22 protein-coding genes are annotated in these 16,117 nt (G+C 65.6%); 4 read left to right on the top strand and 18 right to left on the bottom strand.

All coding sequences use genetic code 11. The annotated features are described in order from the left end of the window. From H3309_RS01535 to trbB, 3 genes are read right to left on the bottom strand one after another with little or no spacing between them, the layout of a single operon-like run. Complete coding sequence (locus H3309_RS01535) at positions 1-282, bottom strand: VirB3 family type IV secretion system protein (protein ID WP_062765738.1); 282 nt, start codon at positions 280-282, stop codon at positions 1-3. Continuing rightward, entirely contained in the window at positions 282-614 is a 333-nt protein-coding gene (locus tag H3309_RS01540) for a TrbC/VirB2 family protein (RefSeq protein ID WP_035599872.1), read from the bottom strand. The genes H3309_RS01535 and H3309_RS01540 overlap by 1 nt, the downstream gene beginning before the upstream one ends. After that, entirely contained in the window at positions 611-1,552 is a 942-nt protein-coding gene (trbB, locus tag H3309_RS01545) for a P-type conjugative transfer ATPase TrbB (protein WP_450097661.1), read from the bottom strand. The genes H3309_RS01540 and trbB overlap by 4 nt, the downstream gene beginning before the upstream one ends. Positions 1,553-1,902: 350 nt before the next feature. Between trbB and H3309_RS01550 the strand changes: the two genes are divergently transcribed. The 3 genes from H3309_RS01550 (at position 1,903) to H3309_RS01560 (ending at position 4,366) form a co-directional block, all read left to right on the top strand. Further along, the gene (locus H3309_RS01550) at positions 1,903-2,145 is read left to right on the top strand and encodes a helix-turn-helix transcriptional regulator (protein ID WP_182296878.1); all 243 of its coding nucleotides are present in this window, start codon (positions 1,903-1,905) and stop codon (positions 2,143-2,145) included. Further along, positions 2,142-3,410, top strand: coding sequence for a type II toxin-antitoxin system HipA family toxin (locus H3309_RS01555; RefSeq protein ID WP_182296880.1), 1,269 nt, complete (start codon positions 2,142-2,144; stop codon positions 3,408-3,410). Before H3309_RS01550 ends, H3309_RS01555 begins: the two co-directional genes overlap by 4 nt. Positions 3,411-3,565: 155 nt before the next feature. Beyond that, positions 3,566-4,366, top strand: a complete 801-nt coding sequence (locus H3309_RS01560) for an alpha/beta fold hydrolase (RefSeq protein WP_182296882.1) — start codon at positions 3,566-3,568, stop codon at positions 4,364-4,366. Between the two features lie 43 nt (positions 4,367-4,409). Here the strand turns inward: H3309_RS01560 and H3309_RS01565 are convergent, their stop codons facing one another. The 15 genes from H3309_RS01565 to H3309_RS01635 form a co-directional block, all read right to left on the bottom strand. Next, positions 4,410-4,856: a YdeI/OmpD-associated family protein gene (locus H3309_RS01565; protein WP_182296884.1), complete on the bottom strand. Its 447-nt coding sequence runs from the start codon at positions 4,854-4,856 to the stop codon at positions 4,410-4,412. A gap of 56 nt (positions 4,857-4,912) precedes the next feature. Beyond that, positions 4,913-5,131, bottom strand: coding sequence for a DUF4287 domain-containing protein (locus H3309_RS01570; protein WP_182296886.1), 219 nt, complete (start codon positions 5,129-5,131; stop codon positions 4,913-4,915). 60 nt (positions 5,132-5,191) lie between these two features. Beyond that, positions 5,192-5,560, bottom strand: coding sequence for a DoxX family protein (locus H3309_RS01575; RefSeq protein WP_182296888.1), 369 nt, complete (start codon positions 5,558-5,560; stop codon positions 5,192-5,194). An 89-nt stretch (positions 5,561-5,649) separates the two neighbouring features. After that, positions 5,650-6,267, bottom strand: a complete 618-nt coding sequence (locus H3309_RS01580) for a TetR/AcrR family transcriptional regulator (protein ID WP_182296890.1) — start codon at positions 6,265-6,267, stop codon at positions 5,650-5,652. Positions 6,268-6,504: 237 nt separating this feature from the next. Beyond that, positions 6,505-6,927: a CopG family transcriptional regulator gene (locus tag H3309_RS01585; RefSeq protein ID WP_182296892.1), complete on the bottom strand. Its 423-nt coding sequence runs from the start codon at positions 6,925-6,927 to the stop codon at positions 6,505-6,507. A 7-nt stretch (positions 6,928-6,934) separates the two neighbouring features. Beyond that, complete coding sequence (locus H3309_RS01590; protein WP_182296894.1) at positions 6,935-8,923, bottom strand: conjugal transfer protein TraG; 1,989 nt, start codon at positions 8,921-8,923, stop codon at positions 6,935-6,937. 27 nt (positions 8,924-8,950) lie between these two features. Continuing rightward, a complete protein-coding gene (locus H3309_RS01595; RefSeq protein ID WP_182296896.1) occupies positions 8,951-10,714 on the bottom strand; it encodes a relaxase/mobilization nuclease domain-containing protein in 1,764 nt (587 codons plus the stop codon). A 247-nt stretch (positions 10,715-10,961) separates the two neighbouring features. Beyond that, positions 10,962-11,726 carry a lytic transglycosylase domain-containing protein gene (locus H3309_RS01600; protein ID WP_182296898.1) on the bottom strand — a complete coding sequence of 255 codons (765 nt, stop codon included), beginning with the start codon at positions 11,724-11,726 and terminating at the stop codon, positions 10,962-10,964. Positions 11,727-11,729: 3 nt separating this feature from the next. Next, a complete protein-coding gene (locus H3309_RS01605; RefSeq protein ID WP_182296900.1) occupies positions 11,730-12,068 on the bottom strand; it encodes a DUF736 domain-containing protein in 339 nt (112 codons plus the stop codon). A 45-nt stretch (positions 12,069-12,113) separates the two neighbouring features. Next, positions 12,114-12,659 (bottom strand): S26 family signal peptidase, encoded by a 546-nt coding sequence (locus H3309_RS01610; RefSeq protein WP_182296902.1) that lies wholly within the window; start codon positions 12,657-12,659, stop codon positions 12,114-12,116. Next, on the bottom strand, positions 12,656-13,171 hold the full coding sequence (locus H3309_RS01615) for a DUF2840 domain-containing protein (protein ID WP_182296904.1): 516 nt from the start codon (positions 13,169-13,171) through the stop codon (positions 12,656-12,658). Before H3309_RS01615 ends, H3309_RS01610 begins: the two co-directional genes overlap by 4 nt. After that, entirely contained in the window at positions 13,168-13,407 is a 240-nt protein-coding gene (locus tag H3309_RS01620) for a hypothetical protein (protein WP_182296906.1), read from the bottom strand. The genes H3309_RS01615 and H3309_RS01620 overlap by 4 nt, the downstream gene beginning before the upstream one ends. Beyond that, entirely contained in the window at positions 13,404-14,042 is a 639-nt protein-coding gene (gene parA / locus H3309_RS01625) for a ParA family partition ATPase (protein WP_182296908.1), read from the bottom strand. Before parA ends, H3309_RS01620 begins: the two co-directional genes overlap by 4 nt. Then, complete coding sequence (locus H3309_RS01630) at positions 14,039-15,073, bottom strand: replication initiator protein A (protein WP_243453802.1); 1,035 nt, start codon at positions 15,071-15,073, stop codon at positions 14,039-14,041. The genes parA and H3309_RS01630 overlap by 4 nt, the downstream gene beginning before the upstream one ends. A gap of 37 nt (positions 15,074-15,110) precedes the next feature. Continuing rightward, entirely contained in the window at positions 15,111-15,392 is a 282-nt protein-coding gene (locus H3309_RS01635; RefSeq protein WP_011579870.1) for a helix-turn-helix transcriptional regulator, read from the bottom strand. A gap of 249 nt (positions 15,393-15,641) precedes the next feature. Between H3309_RS01635 and H3309_RS01640 the strand changes: the two genes are divergently transcribed. Then, positions 15,642-16,064, top strand: coding sequence for a hypothetical protein (locus H3309_RS01640; protein WP_207791541.1), 423 nt, complete (start codon positions 15,642-15,644; stop codon positions 16,062-16,064). Positions 16,065-16,117 lie beyond the last annotated feature (53 nt).

The raw sequence follows: 16,117 nt of genomic DNA on the forward strand, positions 1-16,117 counted from the left end.
TCAGACCGAGAGATGGCCCGGAATGCGCAGATGCCGGCGGCCGACTTCGACAAAGAGCGGATCGCGCTTGGCTGCCCAGACGGCGGCGAAATGGCCGATCGCCCAGATGAGGAGACCGACCAGCCATAGCCGCAAGCCGAGACCGACAGCGCCGGCGAGCGTACCGTTCATGATGGCGATGCTGCGCGGTGCGCCGCCCAGCAGGATATGCTCGGTCAGCGCGCGGTGGACCGGAACCGAGAAGCCCGCGACCTCATCGGGATGATGCAGGAGGCCCGCCATCAGACGAGCGCCCCGCCGCCGAACGAGAAGAACGACAGGAAGAAGCTGGACGCCGCGAAGGCGATCGACAGGCCGAAGACGATCTGGATGAGGCGCCGAAATCCTCCGCTCGTGTCGCCGAACGCCAGCGTCAGGCCGGTGACGATGATGATGATCACCGCGATGATCTTGGCGACCGGTCCCTCGATCGACTGGAGGATGGACTGCAGCGGCGCTTCCCAGGGCATCGAGGAGCCGGATGCGTGGGCGGCGGGCGCCAGAAGAAAGCTCAGGGTCAGCGCTGTGGCGGCGGTTGCGAGGCGCTGATGGCCGCGCGCGATATGTCGGATCATGCGGGTTCTCCTTGTGGGTCGGGGGGCTGGGTTGCGGGGGAAAGGCGGTAGTCGGTGTCCGTCCCGAGCCCTTCGACGCGGGCGAGTTCGGCGAGACGCCGCGCAGCGCCGCGGCCGGAGAGCACGGCCACCAGATCGATGGTCTCGGCGATCAGCGCCCGGGGGACGGTGACGGCAGCTTCCTGGATGAGCTGCTCGAGGCGGCGCAGCGCGCCGAGCGCGGTGCCCGCGTGGATCGTGCCGATCCCGCCGGGATGGCCGGTGCCCCAGGCCTTCAGGAGATCGAGCGCCTCAGCCCCACGCACCTCGCCGATCGGGATCCGATCCGGCCGCAGCCGCAGCGAGGAGCGCACCAGGTCGGACAGGGTCGCGACGCCGTCCTTGGTGCGCATGGCGATGATGTTCTGCGCCCGGCATTGCAGCTCGCGGGTGTCTTCGATGACGATGACGCGGTCGGTTGTCTTCGCGACCTCGGCCAGCAGGGCATTGGTCAGCGTGGTCTTGCCTGTGCTGGTTCCGCCGGCGACGAGGATGTTGGCGCGCGCTGCGACCGCCTGCCGGAGGATGTCGGCCTGGTCGGCCGTCATGATGCTGGCGGCGACATAGTCGTCGAGCGTGAAGACGGCGACGGCAGGCTTGCGGATCGCGAAGACCGGAGCCGTCACGACCGGCGGCAGCAGGCCCTCGAAGCGCTCGCCGGTTTCGGGCAGCTCGGCCGAGACACGCGGCCGACGGTCATGCACCTCGGCACCGACATGATGGGCGACGAGGCGGATGATGCGTTCGCCATCGGCTGCCGAAAGTCGCTCTCCCGTATCGGACAGGCCGTCAGACAGCCGGTCGACCCAGAGCCGCCCATCGGGGTTGAGCATGACCTCGACGATCGCGGGGTCTTCCAGGAATCGGGCGACCGCAGGCCCCAGCGCGGTGCGCAGCATGCGTGCGCCGCGTGAAGCTGCTTCCGATTGCTGATGGTTGACCGCCACGTCGTCCCCGTTCGCTTGCGGGCTCGCGCGACGCGCGGCCCTGGATCGGGGATGAGTAAGAAAGGCAGGAATTGGGGCGTTGCAACAACGCTTGAGGGGTCATCGTACTGTGGCGAAGAAAGACAGGTGATCGGCGGACCGGCGTCGAGCCACGGCAGCGTTTGCGGCTCCTGATTGGCGCGTTTTCCCGAGCGGGAATAATTCAGACCCGGGAGCTACCCCCACACGCAGGCTTTCCCGAGCGGGAAATTCTTATAGACATTCTTCAGGAATCCATGATACTTTCCCGTTCGGTAAATATCATGGCCAGACGCAACCTCACCACCGCCGAGATCGGCGACATTGTTCGGACAACCCGCAAGGCCGCTGGCCTGCGGCAGGACGAGCTTGCCGGCGCAGCTGGCGTCGGCCTGCGCTTCATCGTCGATCTCGAAGCGGGCAAGGCGACCGCGCAGATCGGCAAGACGCTTCAGGTCCTATCGGCGCTGGGCTGCTCGCTCGATATCACACCGCCGTCCGACCCCAAAGGAGCGCGGAAGGCATGACGCGCACCCTCGATATCTGGTGGGACGGGCGCCTGGTAGGCCAGCTGACGCAGGACAAGCACGGTGAACTCGGCTTCGCCTATGCGCGGGCTTGGCTTGACGATGAGGAGGCGCAGCCCTTGTCCGCCTCGCTGCCAAAGCGGGCGGAGCCGTTCACCCGCCGCGAATGCCGCCCGTATTTCAGCGGTCTCCTGCCGGAAGAAAGCCAGCGCGACGCCGCAGCTCAGGCACTCGGCGTGTCGCGGGCCAATGATTTCGCCCTTCTTGATCGCCTCGGCGGCGATGTGGCGGGCGCGCTCCAGCTTCTGCCGCCCGGCGAAGTACCAGCCACTCTTGCCCCCGATCAACGGCCAACCCCGCTTGACGATGCAGGGTTGATCCGGGTTCTGGATGCGCTGCCCGTCCGACCATTGCTGGCTGGCGAGGAAGGCCTGCGTCTCTCTCTCGCTGGCGCGCAATCGAAGGTTCCGGTGGTTCTGGTGGATGGCGTGGTGGCCTTGCCTGCGCCGGGCCAGCCGACGACGCATATTCTCAAGCCCCCGATATCCCGCTTCGCGGCCACGACCGAGAACGAGGCGTTTGTGATGCGCCTTGCTGCCGCAATCGGCTTCGATGTCGCGCCGGTAGAAGTCCGCATCGTGCAGGATCGAACATTTCTGCTGGTCCAGCGCTATGACCGCGCCACCGGCGACGATGGCTTCGTGCGCCGGATCCATCAGGAGGATTTCTGCCAGGCGCTCGGCGTGCCGCCGGAGACCAAGTACGCCAGCGAGGGCGGCCCGACGTTCAAGGATTGCTTCGCGCTGCTCCGCCGGGTCGTCGCAAGGCCCGCTGTCGATGTGCTGAAGCTCCTCGATGCCGTGATCTTCAATGTGATCGCCGGGAACGCCGACGCACATGGCAAGAATTTCTCGATCCTCTACGGCGCCGAAGGCCCACGCCTCGCCCCGCTCTATGATCTGCTCGCAACCGTTGCCTATCCCGATCTCTCGCCGAAATTCGCTATGAAGATCGGAAGGCGGGCGACGCTCGCGGAACTGGACGCCGATGGCTGGGCAGCGTTTGCGGCGGACGCGGGTGTCGGTCTGCCGCTGGTACGACGACGGATTGCAGAGATCAGCAAAGCTGTCCTTGAGAAGGCAACCGCCGTCGGAGCCGAGCTTTCGCGTCCAGGGTTGGACAGAACGGCTATTGCGCGGTTTGCCGAGATGATCCGCGAGCGCGGCGAGCGCTGCGCTCTTACGGTCGCGGGACCTTCTCAATGAGCCGACCGACTCAGAGCCACCCATGCAGGTTGGGCGTGACCTCGACGATTCCCGCATCTTTCAGGAATCGAGCGATCGCAGGTTACATCTCAGCGCGAAATGTGCGTGCGTCGCATGACGCTGCTTCCGACTACTGATGGCTGAAAGACGCATCAATGAAAACGACGGACGCTCCCCAACAAGCAGCCGCGCGATCGCACACCGTTCAAATCAACAACATTGAGCTGCATTATGAGGAGTACGGAGACGGAACACCTCTCGTGCTTTTGCATGGGTTTGGCGGTTGTGCGCAAAACTGGCATCCTTTCACGACCGACCTCTCAAAGCGCCATCGACTGATCGCCGTGGACTTGCGCGGGCATGGCTACTCAACCAATCCCGACAAGACGTTCACGCATAGAGCAGCGGCCAGCGACGTGTTTCTGCTGCTGGAAAGACTGAAAGTCGATCAGTTCTCTGCAATGGGAATGAGCTCGGGTGGGATGGTACTCCTGCATATGGCCACAAGCCAACCTAAACGCATCGACTCGATGGTGTTGATCAGTGCCACCTCCCATTTCCCCGACCAGGCGAGGGCGATTATGCGCCGAGCATCGTTCGTCGCCATGCCTCGACACGTGCAAGACATGTATCGGCACTGCGCAAAACGCGGCGACGCACAGATTCACGAACTCATCTCGCAGTTCAACGCCTTGGGCGACAACTACGACGATATGGATTTCACGGCACAGCGTTTATCGAGCATTTCAGCTCGTACCCTGGTCGTCCACGGTGATCGCGACCAATTCTTTCCCGTTGAAATTGCGGTAAGCATGTACCGTTCAATACCGAACGCTGAGTTGTGGATTATTCCTGGCGGCGATCACGTTCCGATCTACGACTCCGAGGTGCCATTCAGCTCAGCCGCTCTGCGATTTCTCGATCAGCACGTCGGCAAGCAGCAATCATTATTCTAATGAGGTGCTCTGCTCGGTCGCTTTTAGCTGATTGCCGCCAAATTCACCCACGCAGCGCGTCGACGATCTTCGCGATGCGCCGGGCCCTGGTTTCGGGGGTTTTGGCTTCTTCGATCTGGCGCAGCCATTCCTTGCGGCGGGAGGGCGCAGCGCTTTCGAACGAGGCCTCCAGACCCGCCGAGCGGAGGGCTGATGCGACGTCGTCCGGGACGATCGCCGGCGTCGGCGCTTCGGCCAATTCGAGGGTGACATCGACCTCGTCATCGCCTTTCAGACCGGCCGCCTCTCGATGCTGGGCGCTCAGGCTGATCATGAACTTGCCGTCCATCTTTCCGACGGTCGAAATATATTCGTAGCCGTTCAGACGAACCTTCAGCCGGGGGCGCTGGCCGGCTCCAAGGGCGTCGATCACGTGGGGCGGCACCTCGATTCCAGTGACGTTCTTCGTTTGCCCAGCCAGGATGCGGGTGCGGAATTTCTGCGCGGACATTGTCTGATCTCCTCATCAAGGCACGCGGGTTCTCGTTCTCGCCGCCGGTCGTGCGGCTAGCTCGTCTTGCCCTTGAAGGTCGCGTAGATCGCCATGGCGTGGCCGTGGCCGAGGTCGTACTCCGCCTTGAGCCAGTCGGTGACCATCGTGGCTTTTGTCGACGGTTTCAGGACGCCATCGGCAAGGAAACCCTTGTCCTCGGCGCGTTTTCGGAAATCGTCCGGCGATAGACCGGTTTTGGCCTTTATGTTGTCGATGTAGGACTGGAACGACATGTCGGACTCTCTTTCTTGACTGCAGGTTAGGATGGCTGTTCCTGCGACGGCAGGGGTGTCTTACCTGTCGAGAAGGAGCGCGCGGAGACGGCCGTTGCGCAGCATCAGGCCGCCCCAGACCATGATGCCGAGATAGACGCCGAAGAGGACATGGCTGAACAGCGGCGCGCCGATCCGCAACTGGCTCGCGATGGCCCCGCCGAGATAGCCCGTCAGCAGGATCGCTCCCATCAGAGCCGTTCGCGGAAAGGCGTAGAGCGCCGCCGATAGCAGGCCAAGAACGCCCAGGAGGCGCGCCAATTCCGGCGTCGTCGGCCAGCCGATCTGGCTCATCGTCTCGGTGACGATGTCGAGCGGGATCAGCTTGATGCCGCTGTCGAAGAGCATGAAGGCGAACACGAGACCGCTGAGCGTGCGGCCGGTCCACATCGCGGCCCGAGAGCGAGGCCGATCCGTCGTGGCGGCATGCCATTCACCTGAATTCGCTGAGAGAACGGACATGGTGTTTCCTCCTATGTTCATGGTGTTTTGAAGAGAAGTTCGACGTAACGCCGCAGATGATCGACGCTGGCGGCAGCGATCGCGGCGTCGCCGGTGGCCTTGGCCAGGATGAATGCGCCCTGGAGAACGGCCTGCATGTGCAGAGCGAGGCTCTCGGCGGTCCATCCGCCCCGAAGACCGCGCTCAGCCATCGCCGCCGTGATGTCCGGAACGAGCGTGGCCGCATGCCCGGTGATGCTGGCGGCGGAGGCGTCGCGGATCGCCGGGGCCGTGCTGTAGGTCTCCTGCACCATGGTGCCGACGAGGCAGGTGAAGTCCGGCACCTCGCCCTGCAGGATCGCGCGGCGGAAATCGATATAGCCGAGCACCCTGTCCAGCGGATCGGGATGGTCGTGGTAGGGCGCCGCGGTGAAGAATCCTCCGGTCGTCTCCGACCAATGGCCCGCCGCCGCCACCGCGAGGGCTTCCTTGGACGCGAAGTGATGGAAGAAGGCGCCCTTGGTGACGCCGGCCTCGCGGCAGAGATCGTCGACCGTGGTGCCGGCATAGCCTTGCCTGCGGATGACCTTCAACGCCGCGTCGAGAAGCGCCGTGCGGCCGTCTCGCCTGGGTTTCGGGGGTTGGGCGTGTTCCATGAGGCTACATACCAACCGGTCGGTATGTTTGTCAATACTGAAACTCAGCTTGATCAGAGACCCGGTCGCACGCCAAAATTCCACGGGATTTGGAGCAACCTAGCCTTCGCGCAGTTTGCACGTCGCTATAGCGACCATGCTCTATTCCACGCCGCTGTGCTCGTTCGCCACCAAGCCGCCGGTTTCCGCCCTGATCGCTCGATCCCGCCGACTTCTGGCAAGTTCGATTTTGGCCGCTTAGCTGCCTGCGGCGTCGTCGCTGCCGACGTCGTCTGGGATCTCCCGCAAGAAGCTCTGGCCCTTTTGGAGGCGCCGCCCCAGCGTCTCGATGAATCCCTCGTAGCGTTCCCGCCCTTTGGCCTGTGCTGACGCTTGGGCATCGTTCGGCAAGGGCGGCGTGATCGTCAGCCAGAACCGGACGAACAGGGCGAGCGTTTCTGCGGTGACGCCGAGGTCGCGCTCCAAGCGCTGGACCTGGCGCGACAGGCGATCAAGGCGGCGCGCGAACGCGGCCTCGCGCTTGTCCGCGCCATCAGGTGACAGGAATGACGCAACCGCCGCCTCGACGATCGCGGAGCGGGAGAGTTTCTTGCGGTCGGCGAGATCGGCGATCTGGCGGAGCATCTCGGGCGGGAAATAGACGTTCATCCGGTCGCGCATGGCCGCCTCACAAATCGATGCCGTCATTGGGATCGAGCGCGACCTGTCGCGCCACGCCGCGCATCTGCTGGCGCAGCGCCTGTCGCTGCCGGGCCGCGTCTTCGGGCTCATCGTCAAGGATCATTGCGAACTCGTCGACCGGCGCCGGTCCGGTCTTCTCCTTGGCGATCGCGACATGGTCGGGCAACTCGGGCTCGCGCCGCAGCCCGCCATTGGCGGTATCTTCCGCCTTGTCGAGCTCAGCCGCGAGCACCGCGTCGGGCCGCTGCGGCTTCAACTCGGACCAGGCGTCCTTTCGGGTCGAACGCCCGCATTTCGCCGGGTTGGGCGATGGCAGGATGCGCTCCTTGAAGCGGCGATCCTCGAAGTAACGGGCCTTCTTGGCTCGGATGGGATGGACACCAGCGGCCATGACGATCTCGTCTGTAGCGGGCAGCTGCATCACCTCGCCGGGTGTGAGGAGCGGCCGCGCCGTCTCCGAGCGCGAGACCATCAGGTGGCCAAGCCAGGGGCTGAGCCGATGCCCGGCATAGTTCCGCATCGCCTTCATCTCGGTGGCGGTGCCGAGCGCGTCGCTCACGCGCCTGGCGGTGCGTTCGTCATTGGTGGCGAAGCTCACGCGCACGTGGCAGTTGTCGAGGATCGCGTTGTTCGGGCCATAGGCCTTCTCGATCTGGTTCAATGACTGGGCGATGAGGAACGACTTCAGGCCGTAACCGGCCATGAAAGCGAGCGCGCTCTCGAAGAAGTCGAGGCGGCCGAGCGCTGGAAACTCGTCGAGCATCATCAGCACGCGATGCCGCCGGTCACGCGCATGCAGATCCTCGGTCAGGCGTCGGCCGATCTGGTTCAGCACGAGCCGGATGAGCGGCTTCGTCCGGGAGATGTCGGATGGCGGAACCACGAGGTAGAGCGTCGCCGGCTTCTCATCTGCGATCAGGTCGGCGATCCGCCAGTCGCAGCGGCGCGTCACCGCGGCCACCACCGGGTCACGATAGAGGCCGAGGAAAGACATGGCGGTGGACAGGACGCCCGAGCGCTCGTTGTCGCTCTTGTTGAGGAGTTCGCGCGCCGTCGACGCCACGACGGGATGAGGGCCGCCGGGTCCGAGATGCGGCGTCGTCATCATCGCCTTTAGCGTGGCTTCGATCGGACGGCGTGGGTCCGACAGGAAGGCAGCGACACCGGCGAGTGTCTTCTCCTCTTCCGCGTACAGCACATGCAGGATGGCGCCGACGAGCAGCGAATGGCTCGTTTTCTCCCAGTGATTTCGCTTGTCGAGCGAGCCCTCGGGGTCGACGAGAACGTCGGCGACGTTCTGCACGTCGCGGACCTCCCACTCGCCGCGTCGCACTTCGAGGAGCGGGTTGTAGGCGGCCGACTTCGCGTTGGTGGGATCGAACAGCAGGACGCGGCCGTGCCTCGCGCGGAAGCCGGCTGTCAGCTGCCAGTTCTCGCCCTTGATGTCGTGGACGATAGCGGAGCCCGGCCAGGTGAGGAGCGTGGGAACGACGAGGCCGACACCCTTGCCCGATCGGGTCGGTGCGAAGCACAGGACATGCTCCGGTCCATCGTGCCGGAGATAAGCGTCACCGAGCTTGCCAAGGACGACGCCATCGGGTCCGAGTAGGCCCGCTGCCTTCACCTCCCGGATTTCAGCCCAGCGGGCCGAGCCATAGGTCTCGACATTCTTCGCCTCACGGGCACGCCATACCGACATCGCGATGGCGACGGCGATGGAGATGAAGCCGCCTGAAGCGGCGATGATTGCGCCTTCAACAAAGATCGGCGGGGCATAGGCGTCGTAGAAGTACCACCACCAGAAGAAGGCGGGTGGATAATAGACCGGCCAACCCGCCAGCTCGAACCACGGCGTGCCGAGCTGCGCCTGAAAGCCGAGCCGCCAGGCGGTCCATTGGGTCGCGCCCCAGGTCGTGAGCAGCACGATGAGGAACACGGTGGTGATCTGGCCCCAGAGGATTTTCGTCGCGGACATCGGCGGCGGTCCTTTCTTCCTTGCTGGCTAGAGGGCGAGCCCGCGCTTGCGGCCGAGGCCCCATTCGATGCCGCCGCCATCCTTCACGGCGCCAGCGACATGCTGGCCGAGCTTGCGTTCGATCTCGCGGGACCAGGGCACGAGCTGGAAGCCGAGGCCGTTGTCGATCATCGCGAACCGGCCGGAGGAGAGGTCGAGACGCTGGCGATAGATGCCCGCGACCTGATCACCGGCGGTCTGCTTCATGTGCGCAAGGCCGGTCTCGGCGGAGAGGCGCGCCCCGACCGCATCCAGTTCGCGCCGCCGCAGCGTGGCGAGGAGGTCGCGTTGCAGGATGATCCGCTGGCCTTGGCGTCGACCGAGGCCTTGGTCGGCGAGATGCTCGGCCCGTGCCTGAAGGGCGTCGCGCACCTCTCGCCCGAAGCCTCCCATCGACAGCGGCATGGGGTCCGCCTCCACAAGCCGATGGTCCAGCCAGGTGGCCCCCGGCGCCTTGATCTGCTGGCCGAGTTCGAGGTCTGACCGGCTCGCGAGAACAAGCGTCGGGCGCGGCTCATCGGCTCGGCCAAAGCGCCGAACCTCCACGATGCCGCCGATCGCAGGCGCATGCTCGAAGGCCTCGACACCGCGGAACCGGACATGGTGGGCGCGGCCATCGGTGCCGTCGATCACCGCATAGGCTTCGCCCGTCAGTTCGTCGTGCAGGCCGCGATCGACCAGCCGCCCGATGATCGGCACCTGTCCGCTGCCGCCTTCGATGACATAGTCGGCGACAGCGCGATCCTCACCGCGCTCGGCGAAGGCGCGGTGCATGGTCTTGATGATGTCCCCGCGAAGCCCGAGGTCGCGCAAACTGCGTTCGGCGTCGAGCCCGACCATCCACTCGCCGGGGCTGGCGGATGACGCGAGGCCCATCTTCTCCAGGTGCTGGAGCCGCCCGATCATGAGCCGGCGGGTCTGGGGATCAGCGGCGCCGGATTGCTCGGGACGAAGATCGATGAAGCCGGTCTCGTCGGCGGCGATGCGAATCTCGACATCGAGGCGCGTCCAGCGCTCGGCCGTGATTTCGCGCTCGAGCGCCGTCTTGATCTCGTGCTCCGGCTTCGGGCCGAGTTCGATCGACACGAGATCCTCGGCCCGGGATCGCAAGCCGCGGCTGATGTAGTCGCGTGAGATGACGAGGTCGGTGCCCTGGGTGTCGACGCCTCGCACCAGCAGGTGGACGTGGGGATTGTCGGTGTTCCAGTGATCGACCGCGACCCAATCGAGCCGGGTCCCGAGGTCGGCTTCCATTTGGCGCGCGAGGTCGCGCGTGAAGGCGCGCAGGTCCGTCATCTCGCCGGCGTCCTCGGGCGAGATGATGAAGCGGAAATGGTGCCGGTCGTCCTTCGAGCGCGCGGCGAAACCAGCGTCATCGGCGCGGTCGCTGTCTGCATCGAACATCACGGCCTTTTCACCGTCGCGCGTGACGCCGTCGCGCTTGAGATAAGAGAGGTGGGCATTGAGCGGCGCAGACCGAAAGGCCCGGCCCTGGTGGCGGGCGATCCGCGCCTTGACGACGACGCGGCGCGACGAGCTGAAAAGCCGCGCGCGGCTGAAGGCGATCCGTCCGCGCCCGAAGCTCGAACGGCCATAGCCGGACGCCTTGCGGCCAGGACCGCCGCCGGTGCCGACATGCCCCGAGCGCTTGGCGGCGCGCAGGACTTGGTTGATGAAGCTCTTGGGTTTCGGCGCCCGCGTCGAACCGATGCGGCCCGGCCGGACCCGGAAGTCGCTGTCGCCGTCGCTCATCGCCGGCCTCCGGCGGGCCAAACGCGGGACAGTGCCGGCAATGTCCTTGAAATAACTTGGATAATAGCCGGAACCGGCACTGCCCCCGACCGACCGGCACGTGAAAAGCCATGCGAAAGCAATGGCTTGCACGCGAGTGGCGAGCCGCTTTTATCTCGCCATCTGTTGGTCGTGTCTGCTTCGCCCCAACCGCCCCGTGCCGCCTCTTTCCGGGAGCTCGCTACACCGCGCCGGAGTGCGATTCTGGTCATGGACGCCCCCTATCAAAGGCGCGGGTCACGAAGATGCCTGCCGTCTGCGTCGAACCGGCGATTGGGGGTTGCTGCGGATCTGCTGTTCGGCTGCCGTTCCTTTGACGATCGGGCTGCGATCGTTCTGCTGCAGCGCTGCCGTCGGAGCGCGCGACGAACAACGGAGACCGAGTCCACGCGAGCGGGTCGACGGTCGCGACAGCGACGCCGGCAGCGAGCGGCTCACTGCCGATCAACGGCACGATCGCGGCCACGTAGGCGATGGTCTCGGCGGGCAGCGCGCGGCCAGCCGAGAGATAGTCATCGTAGCGCCCGGGGCCGGCATTGTAGGCCGCAAGGAAGCCCGGCGCGCCGTAGCGGTCGTGCATTTCGCGCAGATATGCTGCACCAGCCAGGATGTTGTCGCGCGGGTCAAAGGGATCGGCCCCCAGACCGTGGCGCGCCCGCAGATCCGCCCAGGTCGCGGGCATGATCTGCATGAGTCCCAGCGCGCCTTTGGGCGAGACCGCGCGCGCACGACCGCCGCTCTCGACGCGCATGACTGCCCAGATCCAGCGCTCGGGAATGCCGAACCGCTGCGCTGCCTCGGCGACCGCTTGTGTGTAGGGCGAGCCTGCAGCGGGTCGCTCGATGACCGAGGTCTGCGCCAGAGACGGCGCGGGCATCGCGCCGGCAAAGGCCAGGCCGGAAAGCAGAAGGAAGGGCAGTCGGCGGGCAGCCCCTTTCGCTCCTGCAGCGGGCTGGCGACGGGAGACGCGCATCGGTCAGTCCCGCTCGCTGCGCTTGGTCGGCCGGTTCCAGTAGAGACCCCATGCTGACTTGTCGTCGGCCGACTGGAACAGGTTGGCCCGGATCGGCTGTGCGAAGGTCGGATCGTCGAGCTGCAACGACACATACTCGCCGGCTTTCTCGCCGGTGCGCTTCCATCCCGCCCCCACTTCCGGCCCATCGGCGTCGTCGCCGAGGTGAACGCGATAGTCGGGCGCGTTCTCGGCGTCGGTGTGCTCCGCCGGCACGAGCACCAGAGCGGCGTCGAGGGCGAGCGTGCGGATGCGGCCGCCATAGCCGCTCTTGGTGCGGGTGAATTCTCCTATCAGGCTCATGGCAACCTCTTTGGCGATGCGGTGGAACGGGTCATGGCTGCGCCGTCACCGCGTCGGCGCGTGCCAGACGAAGCGACCGTCGCCGTCTTCGTCGGTGTAGAGAGGCGTGGCCCGGCCGATCACGGTGGTGACGGCGAGAGGCCCGAAGTAGCGGCCGTCCAGGCTGTCCCGGACGCCGATGTTCATGAGGAAGAGTTCGCTCGCGCCGATCCGGTGGCAGCCTCTCCAGATAGGCAGCGTGCGTCCCAGACGGTCGCGGTCGAGCGCATTGCCGACGGTGATCCCGTCGACGGTAATGTCCCCTTCCGAACGGCAGACTGTCTGCCCGGGAAGTGCGGCAACGCGCTTCAAGAGCGGTACGCCGCGCGGCAGATAACCCCGGTCCGCGAGGAATGCGGCAAGCGGCTCCGGTGCATTGACCGCGACAAGGTCGGTGACCTCGAGCGGCGTAGCCGAACCGATCTCATAGAGGCCGACCGGGACGCTGGCCGATGCGTTCCAGACGAGCCGCGGTGCAACGTGCACCATCGCCAGCGTGATCACCAGGAGCGCGGCGCCCGTGGCCGTCAGCAGGTAGCCGGCGCGCGTCATGGCTCGGCCCTCTGTCGCAAGCGCCAGGCGCGGTGCTGCTGTCGGGAGTAGGATCGCGGGGCGTCCCCGGCGGCGAGCCGGTTATGGATATGGCGCCAATAGTCAGGCGCAGCTTCGGCGGGATCGATGTCGAGCGCTTCGATCGCGTCGATCAGAAGCAGCACCTGCTCGACGCTCGGCCAGCCGCTCGTTTGCAGCAGGATTTCACCACCGGGCCGCACCGAGGGTAGCGTCTGATAGCCTTCGCCCGCGCGGACGGCGCGCAGGATGTCGATGCGCGAGACGACGGTGCCAAAGCCATTCGATGCCCAGCGGACGAAGGCGAAGACAGCCCCGGCGGGGAAGCTGAGGACGCGGCGCCGTCGGTCGAGGATCTGCTCGTGGACCGCATGGCCGAAGCGGATCCAGTGCTCGATCTGCTTCTCGCGCCAAACCAGTTCGACCTCGGTGAACCGACCGGGAGGTGATGATGGCCGAACGCCCGCTGCGCCATGAATTGCCGGTGCGCTCATGGCGCGTCCCCCTCGGCAGGAAACGCGCCCGCGAGGAGATCGCGCAGCATGTCCGCCACAGTCTGGCCGCGCCGGAACGCGGTGACCTTGATCCGGCCGCGCAGGTCGGGCGTGACATCGATCGTGAGGCGCGCGGTGTAGGCGATGGCGTCAGCCCTGCGGCCGCGCGGATCGTCGGCGGCCTTGATCCAGGTGTCCGGGTCGCCGGGCCGTGCGGCGAAGCTGCGCGTGGTCATGGTGCGAGCCTTCCAACCTCGGCGCAGAGCGCTGCGATCTCGCGCGTACCGGCACGCTGGCCATCGAGCTCCGAGATCAGGCGGCCGGATTGCGCGGCATCCGCGAAGCCGACGCGTTGGCCGATCGCGCTAGCCAGCACCGGCGGATCGTGTTCGGCGAGCGCCTTGGCGGTCTCGCGTGCGATGATGGTGCGCGCGCCACAGCGGTTGAGCACGAACCGGGCGACAAGCGACGGGCGGAACAGGCGTGCTTCGCGGAGCAGTGCCAGCATCTCGGCTGACGCCCATCCGTCGAAGGGCGACGGCTGAACCGGGATGAGGACGAGATCGGCGGCGAGCAGGGCCGAGCGCATGAGGCCGGCGACGCGCGGGGGACCATCGATCACCACATGATCGGCGCCGCGCGCCAGTTCGGGCGCTTCGCGGTGCAAGGTGTCGCGCGCCAGTCCGATGACGGCGAACCGGCGGGGCAGGCCTTCACGGGCGCGCGCTTCGGACCAGTCGAGTGCGGAACCCTGCGGATCGGCATCGATGAGCATGACGCGTTGATCGCGGTTCGCCCATTCGCCGGCGAGATGGAGGGCGAGCGTCGTTTTGCCGACTCCGCCCTTCTGGTTGAGCAACGCGACGATCATGACCGCGCGCTCCGTCGGCCGCGGGGTGGTTTTCCACCGTCGCCCCGCTCCAACAAGAAGTTAGATTCCTTGTTAGACTCCAAGTTAAGGCTCGGAATCGCCGTTTCAGGCCAGAGGGTTAGTTGCGATCCGCGCGCCCGAAGTCCCGAGGCGGCTGCGCCCGAAATCCCGATACCATTTGCGCCCGAAGTCCCGATCGCATCCACAACACCATCCACAGGGCCTATGGACAAGTTGATGGGGCGGATGTGCAGGCGTTCCTGACGAGCGGCGCGCTCCAGAGCCAAGCGATAGCCGGGCAGCGGCTGGCGGGCGACGATGCGGCGGATGTCGATTGCGAAGTCGGAAACACGCGCCTGGCTGCCCGATTTGGCGTGCAGGTGCGCGATTTCAAAGGTCCAGCCCGCTGGCTGACGGCCGGCATGCTTGCGGGCGACCCGATAGAGCCAGCGCTCGATGCCGCCGGTCAGTCGGAAATAGGCGGGATCGATGGCGAGGACGAGCGAGCGGTCGATGACACCGCGATAGAGCCAGTCGGGCAGGACGAATTCCATGCCCTCCACGCGGCCGTCGCGCGTCGTGCATTCCCCCCACTCGTTGATCCAGGAGAATTGCTGACGCCGCCAATGCTCGCCGTTGCGGATCGTGGTGCGGATGACCGTCGATTGAAGGCGCGCGAGAGCGCCCTTGAGAAGCCGATAGTCGCGCGATCCGGTCTGGCGCCCGATGGCGGTCAGGAGTTGATACGGCGTGAAGCGCAGGAAGCGTGACGTTTGGAAGTCGAGGTTTGCGGCCTCGACGATCTGGCTCGCGGCCCAGATCAGGATGTCGGCGTCCCAGATGGTCGCCATGCCATGCTCGGGAACTGCGAAGACTTCGACGCGGACGTCGCCGGCTTCGTAGTGGATCGGTGAGGTGCGCTTGGCCTTGGCAAGCGAGAAGAAGGGCCGCTCCATCAGATCGCGCTGGTCGCGCGGACTGGCGTCGCCGGTGGCGACGACGAACGGGTCGAGCCGCGATCGTTCGCTCAAGGAGAGGGGGCGCTGCCGCGGGGACATGTCGGATGGCTCAGCGGGCTTGGCCGCCGCCGAAGGCAGGCGTGACGGCGGCATGGCGCTTGGCGGGAAGGACACTCCCGCGCGGATCGGACGTCGAGGTGACGAAGCCGCGGTCGGCCCAGGCTTTCAGGTCCTCGAGCGCGTAGACGACGCGCCCGCCGAGCTTGCGATAGGCGGGACCGGTGCCGTAGGTCCGGTGCTTCTCGAGCGTGCGATCCGAGAGACCGAGGAAGCGGGCCGCTTCAGGCGTGCGGAGAAAGCGCTGCGGTACGCCGGCGCCATTGGGTGACATGATCGAGCCTCCGAGGTTGCGCGAGAGCCGCAGGGGGACAGCGGCGGTCGGCGGCTACCCTGGCGGAGCGCGAAGTTGCGGAGGGAGTGGGAAGCTGGCGGGAGCAAATCCCCACACCAAACCCGCACCAGTCAAAGAGCGTGAATTGGAGAAGCCGCCTCTGCGGCAAACCGCGACGACGTCTGAGCCGGGTCCTTAGAAAAGCGTCGGACTTGTTGCGATCGTCTCGTGATCGACTAGAATCTTACCATGGCCGCCAGATCAATCTCTTTTGTTATCAAGGCAGAAGTCAAAGACTGCCAGAAGACTCGGCTCAAATTTGAAGCGCAAAAGACGATGTATGGCGGTAAGAACATAGCTGTGGGTGACTGCATCTTCATATTCGCAAGTGAGAATGAAGGCGGGCACGGGCTGTTCGGCCGTGGTGTCGTGTTGAATGCCGAGGCCACACCAAGGACGGAAGCTGTCAGGCAGACGCCGCGTGTCACGGTTGAAGTTGAGCTCACCAAAGTTGCAAAATGCCCACTCGGCCGGACGGAGCTGCGAAGCTATCGAAGCTGGGTGGACGGTCGACCGGAGACTGAACTGAATTTTAAGCTCTACAGGCAAGCCACGAACAAAATTGTGGGGCTGTCAGATGCGGCTCGCCAATACCTTGAAGGCTTCTTTTGACCTCATCCGCCTTGCGGTCGATTGAGTCGAAGGTTTGTATTTCGATATCGCCA

The organism is Sandaracinobacteroides saxicola (genome assembly GCF_014117445.1).
GTDB classification, from domain to species: Bacteria; Pseudomonadota; Alphaproteobacteria; order Sphingomonadales; family Sphingomonadaceae; genus Sandaracinobacteroides_A; species Sandaracinobacteroides_A saxicola.

Bases quoted from the DNA above. Each gene is read 5' to 3' on its own strand.
- H3309_RS01580 (WP_182296890.1), bottom strand. From the start codon at position 6,267: ATGGAACACGCCCAACCCCCGAAACCCAGGCGAGACGGCCGCACGGCG.
- H3309_RS01575 (WP_182296888.1), bottom strand. From the start codon at position 5,560: ATGTGGACCGGCCGCACGCTCAGCGGTCTCGTGTTCGCCTTCATGCTC.
- H3309_RS01585 (WP_182296892.1), bottom strand. From the start codon at position 6,927: ATGCGCGACCGGATGAACGTCTATTTCCCGCCCGAGATGCTCCGCCAG.
- H3309_RS01555 (WP_182296880.1), top strand. From the start codon at position 2,142: ATGACGCGCACCCTCGATATCTGGTGGGACGGGCGCCTGGTAGGCCAG.
- H3309_RS01600 (WP_182296898.1), bottom strand. From the start codon at position 11,726: ATGCGCGTCTCCCGTCGCCAGCCCGCTGCAGGAGCGAAAGGGGCTGCC.
- H3309_RS01635 (WP_011579870.1), bottom strand. From the start codon at position 15,392: ATGTCACCCAATGGCGCCGGCGTACCGCAGCGCTTTCTCCGCACGCCT.
- H3309_RS01610 (WP_182296902.1), bottom strand. From the start codon at position 12,659: ATGACGCGCGCCGGCTACCTGCTGACGGCCACGGGCGCCGCGCTCCTG.
- H3309_RS01615 (WP_182296904.1), bottom strand. From the start codon at position 13,171: ATGAGCGCACCGGCAATTCATGGCGCAGCGGGCGTTCGGCCATCATCA.
- H3309_RS01540 (WP_035599872.1), bottom strand. From the start codon at position 614: ATGATCCGACATATCGCGCGCGGCCATCAGCGCCTCGCAACCGCCGCC.
- H3309_RS01620 (WP_182296906.1), bottom strand. From the start codon at position 13,407: ATGACCACGCGCAGCTTCGCCGCACGGCCCGGCGACCCGGACACCTGG.
- H3309_RS01590 (WP_182296894.1), bottom strand. From the start codon at position 8,923: ATGTCCGCGACGAAAATCCTCTGGGGCCAGATCACCACCGTGTTCCTC.
- H3309_RS01640 (WP_207791541.1), top strand. From the start codon at position 15,642: ATGGCCGCCAGATCAATCTCTTTTGTTATCAAGGCAGAAGTCAAAGAC.
- H3309_RS01570 (WP_182296886.1), bottom strand. From the start codon at position 5,131: ATGTCGTTCCAGTCCTACATCGACAACATAAAGGCCAAAACCGGTCTA.
- H3309_RS01535 (WP_062765738.1), bottom strand. From the start codon at position 282: ATGGCGGGCCTCCTGCATCATCCCGATGAGGTCGCGGGCTTCTCGGTT.
- H3309_RS01550 (WP_182296878.1), top strand. From the start codon at position 1,903: ATGGCCAGACGCAACCTCACCACCGCCGAGATCGGCGACATTGTTCGG.
- trbB (WP_450097661.1), bottom strand. From the start codon at position 1,552: ATGCTGCGCACCGCGCTGGGGCCTGCGGTCGCCCGATTCCTGGAAGAC.
- H3309_RS01595 (WP_182296896.1), bottom strand. From the start codon at position 10,714: ATGAGCGACGGCGACAGCGACTTCCGGGTCCGGCCGGGCCGCATCGGT.
- H3309_RS01565 (WP_182296884.1), bottom strand. From the start codon at position 4,856: ATGTCCGCGCAGAAATTCCGCACCCGCATCCTGGCTGGGCAAACGAAG.
- H3309_RS01560 (WP_182296882.1), top strand. From the start codon at position 3,566: ATGAAAACGACGGACGCTCCCCAACAAGCAGCCGCGCGATCGCACACC.
- H3309_RS01605 (WP_182296900.1), bottom strand. From the start codon at position 12,068: ATGAGCCTGATAGGAGAATTCACCCGCACCAAGAGCGGCTATGGCGGC.
- parA (WP_182296908.1), bottom strand. From the start codon at position 14,042: ATGATCGTCGCGTTGCTCAACCAGAAGGGCGGAGTCGGCAAAACGACG.